The 17,093-nt window shown below is 73.0% G+C and carries 16 protein-coding genes; 9 read left to right on the forward strand and 7 right to left on the reverse strand.

Translation table 11 applies throughout. The annotated features are described in order from the left end of the window. The first annotated feature begins 165 nt into the window (after positions 1–165). The 4 genes from NAMU_RS05325 (at position 166) to NAMU_RS05340 (ending at position 3,991) form a co-directional block, all read left to right on the forward strand. A complete protein-coding gene (locus NAMU_RS05325) occupies positions 166–738 on the forward strand; it encodes a hypothetical protein (protein ID WP_015746387.1) in 573 nt (190 codons plus the stop codon). 123 nt (positions 739–861) lie between these two features. Continuing rightward, positions 862–1,593, forward strand: a complete 732-nt coding sequence (locus NAMU_RS05330) for a YcnI family copper-binding membrane protein (RefSeq protein WP_015746388.1) — start codon at positions 862–864, stop codon at positions 1,591–1,593. Continuing rightward, positions 1,590–3,371 (forward strand): copper resistance CopC/CopD family protein, encoded by a 1,782-nt coding sequence (locus NAMU_RS05335; protein ID WP_015746389.1) that lies wholly within the window; start codon positions 1,590–1,592, stop codon positions 3,369–3,371. The genes NAMU_RS05330 and NAMU_RS05335 overlap by 4 nt, the downstream gene beginning before the upstream one ends. Next, complete coding sequence (locus NAMU_RS05340; protein ID WP_015746390.1) at positions 3,368–3,991, forward strand: DUF1775 domain-containing protein; 624 nt, start codon at positions 3,368–3,370, stop codon at positions 3,989–3,991. Before NAMU_RS05335 ends, NAMU_RS05340 begins: the two co-directional genes overlap by 4 nt. Before the next feature lie 6 nt (positions 3,992–3,997). Here NAMU_RS05340 and NAMU_RS05345 read toward each other — a convergent pair whose 3' ends face one another. The 5 genes from NAMU_RS05345 to aztB form a co-directional block, all read right to left on the reverse strand. Further along, complete coding sequence (locus tag NAMU_RS05345; RefSeq protein WP_015746391.1) at positions 3,998–4,768, reverse strand: SDR family oxidoreductase; 771 nt, start codon at positions 4,766–4,768, stop codon at positions 3,998–4,000. Positions 4,769–4,914: 146 nt separating this feature from the next. Continuing rightward, the gene (locus NAMU_RS05350) at positions 4,915–6,129 is read right to left on the reverse strand and encodes a hypothetical protein (RefSeq protein WP_015746392.1); all 1,215 of its coding nucleotides are present in this window, start codon (positions 6,127–6,129) and stop codon (positions 4,915–4,917) included. 41 nt (positions 6,130–6,170) lie between these two features. Continuing rightward, complete coding sequence (gene aztC / locus NAMU_RS05355) at positions 6,171–7,091, reverse strand: zinc ABC transporter substrate-binding protein AztC (protein WP_015746393.1); 921 nt, start codon at positions 7,089–7,091, stop codon at positions 6,171–6,173. Then, positions 7,091–8,428: a hypothetical protein gene (locus NAMU_RS05360; RefSeq protein WP_015746394.1), complete on the reverse strand. Its 1,338-nt coding sequence runs from the start codon at positions 8,426–8,428 to the stop codon at positions 7,091–7,093. The genes aztC and NAMU_RS05360 overlap by 1 nt, the downstream gene beginning before the upstream one ends. A 33-nt stretch (positions 8,429–8,461) precedes the next feature. Beyond that, positions 8,462–9,268, reverse strand: coding sequence for a zinc ABC transporter permease AztB (aztB, locus tag NAMU_RS05365; RefSeq protein ID WP_041368462.1), 807 nt, complete (start codon positions 9,266–9,268; stop codon positions 8,462–8,464). Between the two features lie 45 nt (positions 9,269–9,313). On the opposite strand from aztB, the gene aztA reads away from it, so the two are divergent. The 5 genes from aztA to NAMU_RS05390 all read left to right on the forward strand — a co-directional run bounded on the left by aztA (position 9,314) and on the right by NAMU_RS05390 (position 15,218). Next, the gene (aztA, locus tag NAMU_RS05370) at positions 9,314–10,033 is read left to right on the forward strand and encodes a zinc ABC transporter ATP-binding protein AztA (protein WP_138179968.1); all 720 of its coding nucleotides are present in this window, start codon (positions 9,314–9,316) and stop codon (positions 10,031–10,033) included. An 89-nt stretch (positions 10,034–10,122) separates the two neighbouring features. Then, positions 10,123–11,091 carry a DUF4328 domain-containing protein gene (locus NAMU_RS05375; protein ID WP_015746397.1) on the forward strand — a complete coding sequence of 323 codons (969 nt, stop codon included), beginning with the start codon at positions 10,123–10,125 and terminating at the stop codon, positions 11,089–11,091. 236 nt (positions 11,092–11,327) lie between these two features. Continuing rightward, positions 11,328–12,884 carry a Re/Si-specific NAD(P)(+) transhydrogenase subunit alpha gene (locus tag NAMU_RS05380; protein WP_015746398.1) on the forward strand — a complete coding sequence of 519 codons (1,557 nt, stop codon included), beginning with the start codon at positions 11,328–11,330 and terminating at the stop codon, positions 12,882–12,884. Beyond that, positions 12,881–14,323 carry a Re/Si-specific NAD(P)(+) transhydrogenase subunit beta gene (pntB, locus tag NAMU_RS05385; RefSeq protein ID WP_015746399.1) on the forward strand — a complete coding sequence of 481 codons (1,443 nt, stop codon included), beginning with the start codon at positions 12,881–12,883 and terminating at the stop codon, positions 14,321–14,323. The genes NAMU_RS05380 and pntB overlap by 4 nt, the downstream gene beginning before the upstream one ends. 169 nt (positions 14,324–14,492) lie before the next feature. Further along, positions 14,493–15,218, forward strand: a complete 726-nt coding sequence (locus NAMU_RS05390) for a helix-turn-helix domain-containing protein (RefSeq protein ID WP_015746400.1) — start codon at positions 14,493–14,495, stop codon at positions 15,216–15,218. A gap of 42 nt (positions 15,219–15,260) precedes the next feature. Here NAMU_RS05390 and egtD read toward each other — a convergent pair whose 3' ends face one another. Further along, positions 15,261–16,247, reverse strand: a complete 987-nt coding sequence (egtD, locus tag NAMU_RS05395) for an L-histidine N(alpha)-methyltransferase (protein WP_015746401.1) — start codon at positions 16,245–16,247, stop codon at positions 15,261–15,263. After that, positions 16,244–17,092, reverse strand: a complete 849-nt coding sequence (locus NAMU_RS05400) for a class II glutamine amidotransferase domain-containing protein (protein WP_015746402.1) — start codon at positions 17,090–17,092, stop codon at positions 16,244–16,246. Before NAMU_RS05400 ends, egtD begins: the two co-directional genes overlap by 4 nt. Position 17,093: the final 1 nt, after the last annotated feature.

Raw genomic sequence — 17,093 nt, forward strand, 5'->3', positions numbered from 1 at the left:
GCCGGTGATCGACACCGGCGCTGAGCACGTCACGACAGGCCCGGCTCCCTTCGGGGGGCCGGGCCTTTCGCATCCCCGGCCGCTGGTCCGGCCGGTGTCTCCGGTCGGCGTCCGGCGCGGCGGGCGGTGGCGCACCGGCCGGCCGGGGCCCGATAGCCTGGGCGGGTGATCGGGCCAATCGGGCGGGGGCTGCCGTGGCAGGCCGTCCGGGCCGTGCTGCTGGCGGTGATCACCGTCGGGTTCAGCGTGGCCGCGCACGGCGCCGCCGGCGGGGCGGTGCCCACGGGGGGCGCGCTCGCCCTGCTGACCGGGCTGTCCGCGGTGGTCGCCCTGCCGATCCTGCTGCGCTGGCGCTCGCCGGCCGCCCTGGTCCCGTTGCTGACCGCGACGCAGGGGGCCCTGCATCCGGCGTTCGGCGTGCTGTCCGGTGGCTCCGCCGGCGTCCATGACGCGCACGCGGCGGACCTGAGCGCGGCCGGCGCGCCCGGGTCGGTCGCGATGCTGGCCGCGCACCTGGCCGCCGGGCTGGTGGCTGCCGCGCTGGTCGTGCTGGTCGATCGGCTGCTGCGGGCGGCCTACCTGGGCCGCTGCGCGCTGCCGCGGCCGCCCCGGCCGGCTCCGCCGGCGGTCCGGCGGGTCGCCGGCCCGGTCCGCGCGCGCCCGGCCTGGGTGGCTGTGGCGGCCGAACTGCGCCACAGCGCCCCACGGCGTGGCCCGCCGTTGCTGCTGAGCTCCTGACGCACCCGGCCTGTCCTCGCCGTCCCGCCCGCGCGGGGCGGCGATAGTGGGCTGCGCGAGCGCGTCCAGGGAGCCCGCGGACGACATCGAGCCAATCCCTTTCGCCTTTCGAGGAGTTTTGCCGTGAGCAAGTCCATCCTGCGTTCCGCCGTGGTCGTCGCCGGCGTGTGCGCCCTGTCCCTGGGCGGCGCGCTGGCCGCCAGCGCGCACGTGTCGGTCAGCCCGAACACGACCGCCGCCGGGTCCTACGCCCTGCTGACCTTCGGCGTCCCGCACGGCTGCGCCGGCTCGCCGACCACCAAGGTCGCGATCAAGATCCCGGAGCAGATCACCGCCGTCACCCCGACCGTCAACCCGAACTGGGACGTGCAGAAGGTGATGGTGCCGCTGAACCCGGCCGTCACCGACAGCCACGGCAACCAGGTCACCGAGCGGGTCGACCAGGTCGTCTACACCGCCAAGACCCCGCTGCCCGACGGGTACCGGGACGCGTTGGTGCTGTCCCTGCAGGTCCCCGACGCGGTCGGGCAGACGCTGAGCTTCCCGACCATCCAGACCTGCGAGGTGGGGGAGACCGCCTGGATCGAACCCACGGTCGAGGGTCAGGCCGAGCCCGACCATCCGGCGCCGGCGTTCGTGGTCACCCCGGCCGCCGGCAACGGTGACGATGACGGGCCGGCGGTCACCACCGCCCCGGCCAGTGCCTCGGCCGTGCCGACCAGTAGCGCCGAGGTCGCGACGGCGGCGGCCACCGAGTCCAGCTCGACCAGCCCGGTGGCGATCGCCGGTCTGGTTGCGGGCGTGCTGGGGCTGGTCGTCGGCGGGATTGCCCTGGCGCGTTCGCGGCGCGCGTGATCCAGCAACTGGGGCCGCGGTCACCAGGACGGGCGCTGGTCCGGGCCGTCCTGGTGGCCGCGGCCGCGCTGGCCTTCCTGCTGGCCGGCTCCGCGCCGGCCTGGGCGCACGCCGAGCTGATCGGCACCGACCCGGCCGACGGGGCCCTGCTGCCGACCGCGCCGGCCGCCATCACCCTGACCTTCAGCGAACCCGTCGCGGTCGACGACGGCGGCATCCGGCTGCTGGACGCGGCCGGGACCGAGCTGCCCAGCACCAGCCAGGCCGTCGACAACCGGGTGGTGATCACCCCGCAGAGTCTGGGCACCGGGACGGTCATCGTGTCCTGGCGGGTGATCTCGGCCGATTCCCATCCGATCGCCGGCGGGCTGACCTTCGCGGTGGGCCAGCGCAGCGCCGCCACGGTGGCCGTGCCCGACGCCCAGTCCGATCTCGCCGTCAGCGTGGCCAGCGCGATCGTGCAGGCCATCGCCTACCTCGGCGTGCTGGCCGCCTGCGGCCTGATCGCGTTCGACGTGCTGGTTCTGCGTGGGCAGGGTGAGGCCGGGGTGCGGGCCACCCTGCGCCGGCTGTCGGCGTGGTCCGCGGGCGGCGGCGTGCTGGCCGCTCTGTTGCTGCTGCCGCTCACCGAACTGCGCCAGCGCTACGAGTCCCTGGCCGGATTGGCCGATCCCGCGGCCTGGACCGCCCAACTGGGGCGGGACGCGGGACTGACGCTGGTGCTCGTCGGCGCCGGGCTGCTGCTGGCCTGGGAGGCCGCGTGGGCGGTCAACCAGCGCACCGCGGCCAGCGCCGGCGCCGCCCTGGCCGGGTGCGGCCTGGCGATCGGGGCGTTCGCGGTCGTCGGGCATACCCGCGGGTACGGCCCGGTGCCGCTGGTGCTCACCGCCGACCTGGTGCATCTGACCGTCGCCGCCGGCTGGCTGGGCGGGCTGGTCGGACTCGGCGTCCTGGTCCGCGCGACCGGTCGGGCGGTCACCGGCCGCCGCCCGGCACCGGCCCGCGGCGCGGCCGGCACCTTGACCGCCACCCGGTCGCTGCCGCGCAGCCGGGTCGAGGCGGCCGCGGTCGCGTTGAGCCGGTTTTCCACCCTGGCTGCGGTGCTGGTCGCGCTGCTCGCCGTCACCGGCACGCTGCTGGCCTGGCGGATCCTGGGCTCGTGGTCGGCGCTGGTGCAGACCGGGTACGGCCAGGCGCTGCTGGTCAAACTCGGGCTGGTCGGGCTGGTCGTGGCCACGGCCGGCTACAACCGGTTCCGGGTGACGCCGGCGATCGTCGCCGGGCCGACCGCCGAGGCGGGGTGGCAGCGGCTGCGCCGGTCGGTGACGGTGGAGGCGGGCCTGCTGGTGGCCGTGCTCGCGGTGACCGGATGGCTGGTCAATGCCAGCCCCACGCCGCCGACCGAGCCCTCCGCCGGGGCCGCGGCCGACGGTTCGAGCGCGGCGGCGACCGGATCGCCGGTGGAGCAGACGGTCGCGCTGGGCAACGATCAGATCCGGCTGCGGCTCACCCCGGCGACCGCGGGGGTCAACTCGCTGGAGTTCACCGTCGTCGACGCCGGCGGCCAGCCGGTGTCACCGGTGTCGGACCCCGAGGTGTCGGTGACCATGCCGGCCGCCGGGGTCGGCCCGCTGACCCGGCCGGTCTCGGCCACGGGTCCCGGCGCGTACCAGGCCGTGCTGGATCTGCCGCTGTCCGGGCAGTGGACCATCGCGATCTCGGTCCGCACGTCCGAATTCGAGGAACCCACCGCCCGGGCGGAGGTGCAGATCCCATGACCCGTCGACTCGGCCGGATCCTCACCCGGGGCGCCGCCCTCATCGCGCTGGTGGCGCTCACCCTGCTCGCCCTGGCCCCGGCGGCCGCCGCGCACGTCGCCGTCGACTCGGCCACGCCCAACGGCGACGGCACGAGCACGGTCACCCTGGTCTGGAACCACAGCTGTACGCCCGATTCGGCCACCACCGGGGTCAGTGTGTCGGCCGGGCCGGGCGTCGAGTTCACCGGCGCGATCACCGATGTCGCCGGCTGGTCGGCGACCGTCGCGCCGTCCACGATCGAGTTCTCCGGTCCCGGCGTGCCGACCGGGCAGCAGGCCGCGGTCCGGGTGACGGCCCGGATCACCGCCGATCCCGGCGCCACGGTCAGCTTCCCGTCGATCCAGTACTGCGGCGATCAGCAGACCGCCTGGACCGACCCGGACCCGTCGTCCGATCACCCGGTGCCGACGCTGATCGCCACCGCGGCCATCGCCACGCCGGCCGCGGCGACCGGGGAAGCCACGAGCCAGGCCGTCGACGGGGGCGCCGATCTGGCTCAGGTGCTCACCGGGGTGCTGCTCCTGACCCTGGCGCTGGGGACCGCCGGTGTCGTGCTCACCCGGCGCGCGGGCGGCTGACCCGGTTCACCAGACCGAGTCGCCACGCAGGACCACGTCCGAGCCACCGTCGATGAAGACGACCTGACCGCACAGGTGGGTGTTCTCCGGACTGGTCAGCCAGCCGATCAGGGACGCGCACGCGGCCGGCTCGGCCACGCCGTGCAGGGGCATCGGGACCAGCTCGAGCAGGCTCGCCGTCGCCTCGGGGGTGCTGATCATCTGCGCCGTCATCGGCGTCCGGATGATCCCGGGGGCGATGGCGTTGAGCGGGATGCCGGCGCCGGCCCAGTCGGCGGTCGCCGCGTGCCGGCGGATCCAGCGGGCGAGCGCCCGCTTGGTGGTCGCGTAGATCGTCTGCCCGCCGGCCTCTTCCAGTTTGCCGGCCAGTTCCAGGGCGTCGGTCGGCGTCCCGTCCAGCAGGGTGCGTTCCAGCTGCTCGTCGACCGGCATCAGCGAGGCCATGGACGCGGTGGCCACCGCCCGTGGGTTGGGCGAGCGCAGCAGCAGCGGGCGCAACCCCTCCAGCGTGGCCACGGCGCCGTAGTAGTTGACCGCGACGGTGGCCGCGGTGGGCGTGGCCAGTCCGGCGTTGGCGACCACGGCGTCGATGTGCCCGTCGGTGCGTTCGGTCACCGCCCGGACCATGTCCTGCCGGCCCTGCTCGGTGGACAGGTCCGCGACGACCTCGGCATCGTGCCGATCGACCCCGATGACCACGTCGCCCCGGGCGTGCAGCATGGTCGCCGTGGCCAGGCCGATGCCCGAGGCCGATCCGGTGATGACGTACGTGCGCATGACTCCTCCGATGTTCTGGACACCCTCCACCGTTGCTCGGGCGCGCGTGATCATCCAGAGGCGATGGTCCCGAGGGGCGACGTGCCGGCAGCCCCGGCCGGACCCCGTCTGGTGACGGGTCCGGCCGGGGCTCGGGCCAGATCGGATCAGCTTCCGACGACGGCGATCTCGTTCGGCGTGTGGGCGAGCGTCCCGGTCGCCGTGGTCTTCCCCGTGGCCAGATCGAACGCCAGGATCTGGTTCTTGGCCGGCTCGGTGATGTAGGCGGTCTCACCGACGACGGACAGCGCGGGGTGCGGATCCTGCCACTTGGCCGGACCGGTCCAGGGTGCGATCACCGGCCAGGTGTCGAGCACGGCGCCGGTCTGATCGAGCCGGTAGAGGTTGCCGTCGGCGCTGAGCACCACCACGTTGTCCTGCGCGTCCCGGTCGACCCCGCGCCAGGTGTAGGACGCGCCCGCCGGCAGCGGCACGACCGTACTGGTCTGGGCGACGCTGTCGATGAAGACCAGAGAGGTCAGCAGGTAACCCTCCTGATCGGGGTCGTTGCGGTAGTCGCCCACCGCGACGGCGCTGGTCTCGGTGACGTAGGCGTTGCCGGTGCGACCGTAGGCGTCGGGCGCCGCCAGCTTGACGAAGGCACCGTTCCGGTAGAGCAGGACGCCGTCCTCGCAGCCGAACATGACGACCTCGTCCTTGAGGGCACCCTCCCCGTGCACGGCCGGGCACTGCTCGTTGCGGGCGATCTCGCTGGTGGTCGTCGCGTCCAGGACCCGCACCCCGGAGCGACCGTCCTTGGTGCCGATCGTCGCCAGCAACGAGCCGTCGGACAGTTGGATCGCGACGCCGTGGTGGGCGGCGGGGGAGGTGACCGTCTGGGTCGGCGGCAGGCCCGTGCCGGTGAGCGAGTCGGTGTCGAACAGGGTGATGTTGCCGGTCCCGTCGGCGAACAGCGCGGTCCGGCCGGCGTGCGGGGTGACGTGGCCGGCCTCGGCCGCGGGGAACAGAACATCGGTGAGCCGCGCGGTCCCGGTGGTCAGGCCGGTGTCCAAGACCTGGAAGCCGTCGGTGGTGGTCACCATGACGTGGCCCTGGGCATCACCGGCGCTATTCACCCGCAGGAAGCCGTCCTTGGGCAGGTCGGCGACCGTCGAGAAGTCGGCGCTGTTCAGGATGAGCAGTCCACCGTCGTAGGTCAGGGTGATCCGGGGATCGTCGGCGGGTTGCGCCGAGGGCGACCGGCTGCTGTTGCCGGCGGCGGCCGGCGCCGCCGACTGGGGGGATGCGCAACCGGCCAGCACCAGGGCGGCGGTGGCCGTGAGCGCACCCGTGGCGACCCGGGCGCGGAGAGGGGATTTCATGCTGCTTCCTTCGTTCGGTGATGGATGGGACTGCTCACAGATCACCGGGTCAGCGCCGCGGTGATCCGGGATGTGTTGGTGCGCATCATGTCCAAGTAGGTACCGGCCCCTTCGCCGGGCGGCGAGAGCGACTCGGTGAACAGCGGGACGACCTCGATGTCCAACCCGGTTTCCTCGGCCACCGCCTGGGCCAGCCGGTCCGGCCGGGATGAGTCGGCGAAGATCGCCGGCACCCCGGTGTCCCGGATGGCGCCGGCCAGGTCGGCCAGGTCCGCGGCGCTGGGCGCGGCCAGGGTGGTCCCGCTGGGGATGACGGCGCCGACCACCTCGAAGCCGAAGCGCTGGGCGAGGTAGCCGAAGACGTGGTGGTTGGTGACCAGGGCCCGCCGGCCCGGCGGGATGGCGGCGAAGAAGGTGTCCATCTCGGCGGACAGCGCCGCCAGCTCGGCGCGGTACTTCGCCGCCCGCTGGGTGAGCTGCTCGGCGTCGATGCCCTCGATCCCGGCCAGGGCGTCGTCGAGGGCGTCCAGCACCAGCACCATGCGGTCCGGGTCGGTCCAGAAGTGGGGGTCGGGCAGGCCCGACGAGCCGTCCGCGATGAAGGTGAGCGGATCGGCCTGGTCGCCGGCGACGAACTGGGGCGTGCCGTCCGCGGCCGCGGCCTGCACCTGGGTCGCGACGCCCTCTTCCAGCCCGAGGCCGTTGGACACGATCAGGTCCGACTGGCGCATGCGCGCCGCTTCCTGGGCGGAGATCGAGAATGAGTGCGGATCCCCACCGCCGGGCATCAGAACTACGACATCGGCTTGGTCACCGACGATCTCATTGACCACGTCACCGAGAATGGTGGTGGTCACGGTGACCGAGGGGCGGTCCGAACCGGCCGCCGTCGCGCAGCCGGCCACGCCCAGGACGGCGCCCAGGATGGAGGTCAGGGCGGCGGCCAGCACGCGGGTGCGCATCAGCCGACCTGCTGCAGGAAGCGGGGATCCAGGCCGTCGAAGGTCCGCGCGATGCGGGCGCCGTCGCGGTAGTCGACCTCCAGGACGATGCCTTCGGCGGGACCGGAGACGTAGGCCCGGTTCGCGTCGACGACGAGCTGGATCTGCGACCGGGTGGCCGGGTCGGCCACCGAGGCGGCCAGGAGCGGCTCACTGGTCCCGAGATCAGCCCCGTCGGGCCCGAAGGCCCGGATCCGACCGGTCGCGTCGACCGCGACCAGCAGCCCGGAGTGGTCGCCAGCCGCGCTGACCGCGACCAGGCCCGGCCCGGGCCGGAATGTCCACTGCCGGCCCCGGGTGTCCAGCTGCCAGGCGCCGGCGGCCCCGGGATCGGCGGCCGGATCGGGAATCCCGGCCAGCACGGGTCGGCCGGTCCGCCCGTCGAGCGAGCGGGCCGGGGGCGCGATCCCGACCGGATAGGGGATCTTCTCGAGGGTCAGCGTGCCGTCCGCGGCGGTGACGAGCACCGCCCCATCGGCGCAGGCGACGACCGCACCCACCCGGGTGGTCGTCGCATCGGATGCCTGCGGGCACGGCGCCGACGCGGCGGCGACCGGCTGTCCCAGGTCGTCAAGGGCCTGCACGCTCGAGGCGGTCCCGGTCTCGTCCGGTGCCGTGACCAGCAGGTGTCCGGCGAACGGCAGTGCGAGCAGGCCCGGGTGCGGGCGCCAGTGCACGCGCAGCGGGGTGCCGAGCGCGCCGGCGGCCAGTTCGTCGTGGGTGAGGACCACGATCTCACCGCTGTCGGGGAAGGCGATCGCGGTCCGCCGGTCGCCGACCCGGACCGCCGGGCGACCGGCTCCGTCGACCGTGCCCACCACCCGCTCGGCGGCGCGGTAGTAGTGATCGTGATCGCCGTGCTCGACGGTCCACCGTCCGGTGTCGACGATCTCGACCGCTTCCCGGCTGCCGGCCGACCGGGTCGGGTAGACGAATCGCCCGTCGCCGGCCATGGCACCGACCGGGGTGCCCGCGGCCGGCAGGGTGACGGCCGTCGTGTCGAGCAGGTCGAACAGGGTGAGGGTGCCCTGGCTGTCGGCCAGGACCAGGCTCAGTCGGGGTTCGGCGAGTTCCTCGGCGCCCTCGACGTAGCCGTGGGTCGTGGTGGGGCCGCCGGCCGATGCGTCGGCAACGACATCGGCCGAGGATCCGGCGGTCGGACGGTCCGGCGCGGTGCAGCCGGAGAGCAGGACGGCCAGGACGGTGGCAGCGACGGTGGCAGCGACGGCCGTGGTGCAACGGGCGGATCGTGCGGCAGGGGACGGCATTCGGCCGGGGGCGAGGGCAGGCATGATCATCGGATCATACTGAGAACGGTTCTCGTTACCAAATCAGCGTCGACGACGGCGGTCCCGGGCCGCCCGCAATCCGGTGGAGACGGCGAAGGCCGCGATCGCGGTGAGGGCGATGGCGGCGCCGGCCGCCCATGAGGCGTGCCAGGAGACGAGAAGTCCGACCAGAACGCTGATCCCGGCGATCGCGGTGGCCAGCACCATCATGGTGGTCACGCTGCGGGCCCACGCGGCGGCGGCCGCTGGCGGGGCCACCATCAGGCCGACCACGAGCAATGTCCCGACCGACTGATAGGACGCCACGATCGCGACGGCGAGGCTGCCGAGCAGCACCGCGTCGGCCGTCCGCGGTCGCAGGCCCAGGGTGTGGGCGATCCGGGGATCGAACGACAGGGCGGTCAACGGCCGGTGGGCCAGGGCGAGAACCCCGATGGTCGCGGCGGCGACCAGGGCGGTGACGGCGACGTCCGTCCAGTGCAGGGCCAGGATGTCGCCGAACAGGATGCCGCTCAGGTCGACCGGGAAGGCCCGGACCGCCGAGACGATGATCACCCCGAGCGCGAGCATGGCCACGAACAGCAGCCCGATCGCCGTGTCCTGCGACACCCGCCCGCGCCGGGTGGCCACGCCGATGCCGGCGGCCATGCCGCCGGCCGCGACCATGGCCCCGGCCGGTCCGGGCAGGCCCAGCAGGACCGCGGCGGCCACTCCGGGCAACATGCCGTGGGCCATCGCCTCCCCGAGAAAGGCCATGCCGCGCAACACCACCCAGGTTCCGGTCACCGCGCACAGGGCGGCGACGACGAGGCCGCCGCACAGGGCGCGCTGCATGAACTCCACGGACATCGGTCGGTGATCACCCACACGGTCCGTACCCTAACGATAATGAGAATGAAGACGAATCCAGTGGGGTCGGTCCGGCTCGAATCGGTGACCTTCGGGTACGGGCGCCGGCCGGTGATCGACGGGCTGAGCCTGGATGTCCCCGCCGGCCAGTTCCTGGCGCTGCTGGGTCCGAACGGATCGGGCAAGTCCACCGTGCTGTCCCTGATGGCCGGAGTGCTGACGCCGGCCGCCGGCTCGATCCACGGGATCCCCGGCCGGGTGGCGTTCGTCGTGCAGCGCAGCGCCGTGCCCGATCGGCTCCCGCTGACCGTCCGGGACACCGTGGCCATGGGCCGGTGGGCCGTCCGCGGTCCCTGGCACCGGCTCGATCGCCGCGACCGTGCCCTGGTCGACGAGGCCATGGAACGGCTGGGTCTGACCGAGATCCGGGGGCGCCGCCTGGCGTCGTTGTCCGGCGGCCAACGGCAGCGCGCACTGCTGGCGCAGGCCCTGGCCCAACGGGCCGGCCTGCTGCTGCTCGACGAACCCGAGGCCGGCCTGGACGCGGCGGCCCGGGGCTGGATCTCCACGGCGGTGGACCAGGAGGTCGCCCGCGGGTCGACGGTGGTGGTCGCCACCCACGACGTGCGGACGGCGGTCCGGAGCGCGCGGTGCGTGCTGCTGCGGTCGGGGCGCCTGGTCGGGGATGGCCGACCGGAGGACATCCTCACCGGCGACTCCTTCGCACGGACCTTCCTGGCCGACGCGACCGCGCCCGACCGCTGACGTCCCTGCGGCCGACGCCCCGATCGACGCCCGGGCGGGGTGCCCGGCATGGCAGGGTGGACCGGAATCGACGACCGAGGGGGCGCGCCGTGGACGGCAGGCAGGACCGGCCGCAGCCGGAATCACCGGGATCGGCCGACGCGGACGCGACCGACCCCCGGCTCAGGCCGGTCTCCGACAACGGCCTGGCCTACCCGCCGCCGCCCTACCCGCCGCCCCCGTACCCGTCCGCCGGCCAGTCGTATCTGTCGCCGGACCAGCCGTATTCGTCGCCGAACCAGCCGTACCCGCCGGCGAACCAGCCGGACCAGCCGTACCCGTACCCGGGCTTGCGGCCCGGACACCCGGCGGCCGGCCAACCGCCCTCCGGCGGCGAACCGTACCCGGCGTCCTGGGCACCGGCCGGGACACCGGCGGGTGTCCGCACGCTGGGACTGGCCGTGCAGATCATGTTGGGCCTTGGGCTGGTCGCCGGCGCCGTCCGGCTGTGGGCCGAGACCGAGCAGTGGGCGATGATCGAGCGCTGGTCGAACCCACGCTCGATCGACCTGGCCGAGGCCGACGCCTCGGACCAGTTCGTCTTCGCCGCCACCATGGTCTGGAACGTGGTGCTGGTGGCCACCGCCGTGCTCTTCGTCGTCTGGTTCTTCCGGCTGCGCCGCAACGCCGGGCTGTGGGCGCCGGCCGCGCAGCGGCTGGGTCAGGGCGCGGCCATCTGGGGCTGGCTGCCGGTGGTCAACTTCTGGATCCCGTTCCAGGTCGCGCAGGATGCGCTGACCGCGACCAAGCCGCCGGGATCGCCCGACAAGACCGGCAAGGGAGCCCTGCGCTTCTGGTGGATCATGTGGGTGGCGATGGTGGTCGTCGGCTTCGTCAACCGGGCCTGGGGGCAGGAGCTGGACACGCTGGCGGAGGTGCGCCGTTACACCAGCAACTCGATCCTGTTGACCCTCGTCTCCTTGGTGGCGGCGATCGCGGCGATCGGTGCGGTGCGGGTGTTGACCGCCGCGCAGGAGCGTCGCCGGACGGTCGCCGGGTACCCCTCCGGCCCGTTCTGATCCGTCCGGTGGATGGTAAAAGCAGGGGTGGATTCCCCTTTCGGGGTGCGGGTTGGATATTGTCCTGCGGCGGCGTGTGACCGCTCCATGCTGCCCTCACCCGGGGCCATGAGCCTCGCACGCTAGACGGTCCGACCGATTCCCACCAGCATCGGGGTTTGGGCCCGCGCATGCGTCCGCCGGGCGAGGCCCGCGTCGGAACGCTCGTGGCAGATCGATGGAAGGCAGAGGCGTCGGTGCGCATCGGAATACCCAGGGAAGAACAACCCGGCGAGACGCTCGTCGCGGCCACCCCGAAGACGACGGCCAAGCTGATCGCGCTCGGGTACGACGTCATCGTCGAGGCCGGGGCCGGGGTCGCGGCGAAGTTCCCGGACGAGGCCTTCGTGCAGGCCGGGGCGAGCATCGGCACCTCCGCGCAGGTCTGGTCGGCCGACGTCGTCGCCAAGGTCAACGAGCCGAGCCCGGCCGAGGTGGCCCGGCTGGCCGAGGGTGGCACGGTGGTTGCCCGGATGACGCCGGATGACCACCCCGAGCTGATCGAGGCGTTGCAGGCCAAGCGGGCCACGGGCCTGAACCTGCTGGCCATCCCGCGGATCTCCCGGGCCCAGTCGATGGACGTGCTGTCCACGATGAGCAACATCGCCGGGTACCGGGGTGTCATCGAGGCGGCCGAGGCCTACGGCGGCATGTTCGCCGGGCAGGTCACCGCGGCCGGCAAGACACAGCCGGCGACCGTGTTCATCATCGGCGCCGGCGTGGCCGGGCTGGCCGCCATCGGTGCGGCGGTGAGCCTGGGCGCTCAGGTCCGCGCGTTCGACGTGCGTCCCGAGGTCGGGGAGCAGATCGAGTCGATGGGCGCGACCTTCGTGCAGGCCGCCGCCGCGCAGCAGCAGGTCTCGGCCGACGGGTACGCGCAGAAGCTGACCGAGGATCAGGAGGCCGCGACCGCGCGCATGTACGCGCAGGAGTCGGCCAAGGCGGACATCGTCATCACCACGGCGCTCGTCCGGGGCTGGGCTCCCACCACCATCACCGCGGAGATGGTCGCCGGGATGAAGCCCGGCAGCGTCATCGTGGACCTGGCCGCGGTCGGCGGTGGCAACTGCGAGGCCACCGTGCCGGGGGAGAAGGTCGTCACCGACAACGGGGTGACGATCATCGGCTACACCGACCTGACCAGCCGGATGCCGGCGCACACCGCGCAGCTGTACGGCACCAACATCGTCAACCTGCTCACCCTGCTCACCCCGGGCAAGGACGGGCAGCTCGTGCTGGACATGGACGACGTGGTCCAGCGGGCGATCAGCGTCACCCACGACGGCCAGGTGCTGTGGCCGCCGCCGCCGGTGCAGGTCTCGGCCGCGCCCAAGGCGGCCGAGGTGAGTGCCGCGGAGAAGCCGCACCTGCCGACCGCGGCCGAGCTGGCCGAGCAGGCCAAGCGCAAGCAGCAGCGCCTCTACGCCTGGTTCGGGGTGGCCGCGGTGCTGGTCGGGCTGGCCATCACGTTCTCGCCGGCCAGCTTCCTGGGTTACTTCACGGTCTTCATCCTGGCCGTGTTCGTCGGCTTCTACGTCATCACCAACGTCTCGGCGTCCCTGCACACCCCGTTGATGGCCCAGACCAACGCCATCTCCGGGATCATCCTGGTCGGCGCGCTGCTGCAGCTGGGCAGTACCAACGTGCTGGTCGTCGTGCTGGCGTTCATCGCCGCGACGGTCGCCTCGATCAACATCTTCGGTGGGTTCGCCGTCGCCGGTCGGATGATCTCCATGTTCCGGAAGGACGCGTGAACACCGTGGTCAACGAGCGCTGGTATTCCCTGGTCCAGGCGGCCTACGTCATCGCGGGCGTGCTGTTCATCCTGTCGCTGGCCGGCCTGGCCCACCAGAAGTCGGCCAAGGCCGGCAACATGGCCGGCAAGATCGGCATGGCATTGGCCCTGGCCGCCACGGTCCTGCTGGCCCTGCTGAACTCCGAGCAGGCCGTCGCGGTGACCGCGGCGCTGATCGCCGGTGCCCTGCTGATCGGTGCGGTGATCGGGACCATCGCCGCCCGACGGGTCGAGATGACCCAGATGCCGCAGATGATCGCGATCCTGCACAGCTTCGTCGGCCTGGCCGCCGTGCTGGTCGGCTTCAACTCCTACCTGACCGAGGAGCACGCCGACGCCGTGCACCTGATCGAGGTCTTCCTCGGAGTGTTCATCGGCGCGGTCACCTTCACCGGTTCGATCATCGCCTACCTCAAGCTGTCGGCGAAGATGAAGTCGGCGCCGTTGACCCTGCCCGGCCGCAACCTGCTCAACCTGCTGCTGCTGGTGATCAGCGCCGCCCTGCTGGCCTGGTTCGTGGCCGCGCCCAGCCTGCTCCCGCTGGTGATCATGACGGTGGTGGCGCTGCTGCTCGGCCTGCATCTGGTCGCGGCGATCGGCGGCGGCGACATGCCGGTCGTGGTCTCGATGCTCAACTCGTACTCGGGCTGGGCGGCCGCGGCCGCCGGCTTCATGCTCAGCAACAACCTGCTGATCATCACCGGCGCCCTCGTCGGCTCCTCCGGCGCGATCCTGAGCTACATCATGTGCAAGGCGATGAACCGCAAGTTCACGGCGGTCATCCTGGGCGGCTTCGGCACCGAGGTGAAATCGTCGAGCAAGTCCGATGAGGATTACGGCGAGCACCGCGAGACCACCACCGGAGACCTGGCCGAGTTGTTGCGCGAGTCGCAGACCGTGGTGATCGCCCCCGGTTACGGCATGGCGGTGGCCAAGGCGCAGTACCCGGTGGCCGACCTGACCGCCAAGCTGCGGGCCATGGGCAAGGACGTCAAGTTCGCCGTGCACCCGGTCGCCGGCCGGCTGCCCGGGCACATGAACGTGCTGCTGGCCGAGGCCCGGGTGCCCTACGACATCGTGCTGGAGATGGACGAGATCCAGGACGACTTCCCCGACACCGACGTGGTGCTGGTGATCGGCGCGAACGACACGGTCAACCCGGCCGCCGCCGAGGATCCGGGCTCGCCGATCGCCGGCATGCCGGTGCTGCAGGTGTGGGAGGCCAAGCACGTGGTGGTGTTCAAGCGCTCGATGGCCACCGGGTACGCCGGGGTGCAGAACCCGCTGTTCTTCCGGGAGAACACCGCGATGCTCTTCGGCGACGCCAAGGACCAGGTCGAGGAGCTGGCCCACCTGGTCGGGGTGTCCGCGCACGAGATGGCGCCCGCGCAGAGCTGATCGCGACCGCTGCGCGAGCATTGCGCCCCGGCGGCCCAGGCGTGTCGCGCCTGGTCCGGCGGGGCGCAGTGGCATTCTCACCTGCGAGCAGTCTCGGTGGGTGAATCCCGCTTCCGAGCGGCATCCGATGGGGGATGCCCGCCCGCCCCGCGCTCGGGAAGGGCATGTCATGAGTCCTGAGCAGATCCTCCGCGCCCGCTCCTTGCGGGCCCATGGCTATTCCGCGCGTCAGGTCGCCAAGGTGCTGGGTCTGCCGCGGGCGGTGACCACCGCCCTGTTCCACCGTCCGCCGGCGACCGACGGCCGCATGCTGGCCGACGGTGAACTGCGCGCCTGCTGGGTCAGTGCCGGCTGGAGCAGCGGTCTGTTGGTGGACGACCGGTTCCGCTGGCCGGACCCGGACGACGCCGCCTCCGCCACCCCCGGGCTGGCCGCCGTGCTGGTCGCCCGCAGCGCCGGCCGGGACTCGGTGAGCGCGTGCGGCTACCTGATTGACCTGTACTGCCTCGGGGTCAAGGACGTGATCGGCCCGCGGGTGCTCAACGACCAGCAGCATGCCCAGTTCACCCGGGCCTTCTTCGCCGGCCACCGGCAGCCGCCGATCGCCGCCCCGCTGGAGCTGGCCCAGCAGCTGGTGCTCGGCTCGGCCCGGTACGCCCGGTCCCTGGGCTTCGAGCCGGCTCCCGGGTTCGACGACGTCCGCGGCCACCTGGGCGAATGGTCCGGGGTCCGGGCCATCACCTTCGGTCACCACGGGCGCCCCGAATACATCCAGGGGCCGTACGACAACGCCGGACACGTGCGGGACACCCTGCGCGGTGGCGCCGCGGACCGGCCGGCCTCGCCGCCGGTCTCGCCGTCGGTCCCGGCCCCGGTCGATCTGGTTGCCGTCTGAGCACTGTCCGCTCGCCGTCCGATCGCCGTCTGATCGGGGCGCCTACCGCACACCCCACAGGGACAACGAGAACCAGCCCTGCTCGTCGGTCCACCAGCCCTGGGGGGTGAACCCGGCGTCGGTCAGTTCCACGGTCAACCGGTCCCGCCGGAACTTGGTCGAGATCTCGGTGCGGATGTCCTCGCCCGCGTCGAACCGCACGTCCAGGTCCAGATCGTCGACCCTGACCGCGACCGGGCGACGCGCGCGCAGCCGCATCTCGATCCACTCGGCCGTCGCGTCCCACACCGCCTGGTGGTCGAAATCGGCCGGATCGAAGTCGGCCCCGAGCCGGTGGTTCAGCACCGCCAGCACGTTGCGGTTGAACGCCGCGGTCACCCCGGCGGCGTCGTCGTAGGCCGGGACGAGCACCTCGGCCGGCTTGACCAGGTCGGCGCCGAGCAGGAAGTGATCACCCGGGCGCAGTCCCGCCCGCAGAGCGGCCAGGAACGCCGCCCGTTCGGCCGGGTCCAGGTTGCCGATGGTGCTGCCCAGGAAGGCGACGGTGCGCCCGGCGCCCGGCGGCAGCACGTCGAGCTGATGGGTGAAGTCGGCCCGGACGGCCGCGACGCGCAGCCGTGGATACTGCGCGACCAGTCCGGCGCAGGCCTGCCGCAGGGCGTCCTCGCTGACGTCCAGGGCGACGTAGCCGAGCCCGTCCGGATCACCATCGGCAGCAGTCTGCATCGCGTCCAGCAGCAGCCGGGTCTTGTCCGAGGAGCCCGACCCGAGCTCGATCAGCGTGCGAGCGCCGGCCAGCTCGACGATCCGTCCCGCGTGGGCGGTCAGGATGGCCCGTTCGGTCCGGGTCGGGTAGTACTCGGGCAGGCGGGTGATGTCCTCGAACAGCTCGCTGCCGACCTTGTCGTAGAACCACTTGGGCGGCAGCCACTTGCGGGTCGCGGTCAATCCGGTCAGCACGTCCTCGCGCAGGCTGCGGTCGGCGAAGTCGGCGGGCAGATGGTCGGTGTAGGCAAAGCCGAAGGTCATGGGTGTACTCCGGGGGAGATCGGCAGCGGCTCGACGACGACGTCGTCGGCCCCATCGGTGGGCTGGGTGGTCAGCAGTGAGCCGTCGGCGACCTCGACCCAGTCCGGGTGGTCGTCGTAGGGCTCGGAGGCGACGACGACCCCGCCGGGCAGCCGGCGCCAGCACAGGCTGGTGCCCCAGGCGGTCGCGGTGATGGACCGCCCGTCGGTGAGCAGCATGGTGGCCCGGCCGCCGCCGGCGTCCTGGATCCGGGCGATCACCTCGGTCAGGGCCGCTCGGGGTGCCTTGCCGCGGGCCAGCAGGTCCAGGGTCAGCGCCCACAGCAGGGCGGAGTCGGTCGGCGCCTCCAGGGTGGCCAGCACCCCTGGGTCGAGCCCCCAGGCCAGGCGGGACGCGGTGGCCGGCCAGCCGCCCACCGCGCCGTTGTGGCTGAACAGCCAGGGTCCGCGGCGGAACGGCGCGGCGGCCGCCACCGACTGACCGCCGACCATGCCCACGGTGGCCGAGCGCACCGCGGCCAGCAAGGCCCGCGTGTGGATCACCCGGCTCAGCTCGGTGAACGTCTCGTCGGCCCAGACCGGTCCGGCGCCCCGGTGCCGGGCGGGCCCGGTGTCCGGTGCGGGGCCCAGCCTTGGGTCGGGCCCCGTGTCGGGTGCGCGGCCGGGCCCGCTCGGGTCGACGAACGGACGCTCGGGGTACCAGCCGACGCCGAACCCGTCGGCGTTGACCACCCCGTGCTGCTGCCGGCGGGGCGCCCACGACTGGCGGACCAGGCTGAACGGTGGGTCGGTCAGCAGCTCGCCCATCCGGATCGGCGGGCCCACGTAGGCCAGGTGACGGCACACG

The sequence above is a fragment of the Nakamurella multipartita DSM 44233 genome (genome assembly GCF_000024365.1).
GTDB classification, from domain to species: Bacteria; Actinomycetota; Actinomycetes; order Mycobacteriales; family Nakamurellaceae; genus Nakamurella; species Nakamurella multipartita.

What these genes read in the sequence shown, in the direction of transcription:
- NAMU_RS05360 (WP_015746394.1), bottom strand. Translation starts at nt 8,428, where the DNA reads ATGATCATGCCTGCCCTCGCCCCCGGCCGAATGCCGTCCCCTGCCGCA.
- NAMU_RS05340 (WP_015746390.1), top strand. Translation starts at nt 3,368, where the DNA reads ATGACCCGTCGACTCGGCCGGATCCTCACCCGGGGCGCCGCCCTCATC.
- egtD (WP_015746401.1), bottom strand. Translation starts at nt 16,247, where the DNA reads ATGACCTTCGGCTTTGCCTACACCGACCATCTGCCCGCCGACTTCGCC.
- NAMU_RS05350 (WP_015746392.1), bottom strand. Translation starts at nt 6,129, where the DNA reads ATGAAATCCCCTCTCCGCGCCCGGGTCGCCACGGGTGCGCTCACGGCC.
- aztA (WP_138179968.1), top strand. Translation starts at nt 9,314, where the DNA reads ATGAAGACGAATCCAGTGGGGTCGGTCCGGCTCGAATCGGTGACCTTC.
- NAMU_RS05390 (WP_015746400.1), top strand. Translation starts at nt 14,493, where the DNA reads ATGAGTCCTGAGCAGATCCTCCGCGCCCGCTCCTTGCGGGCCCATGGC.
- aztB (WP_041368462.1), bottom strand. Translation starts at nt 9,268, where the DNA reads ATGTCCGTGGAGTTCATGCAGCGCGCCCTGTGCGGCGGCCTCGTCGTC.
- NAMU_RS05345 (WP_015746391.1), bottom strand. Translation starts at nt 4,768, where the DNA reads ATGCGCACGTACGTCATCACCGGATCGGCCTCGGGCATCGGCCTGGCC.
- aztC (WP_015746393.1), bottom strand. Translation starts at nt 7,091, where the DNA reads ATGCGCACCCGCGTGCTGGCCGCCGCCCTGACCTCCATCCTGGGCGCC.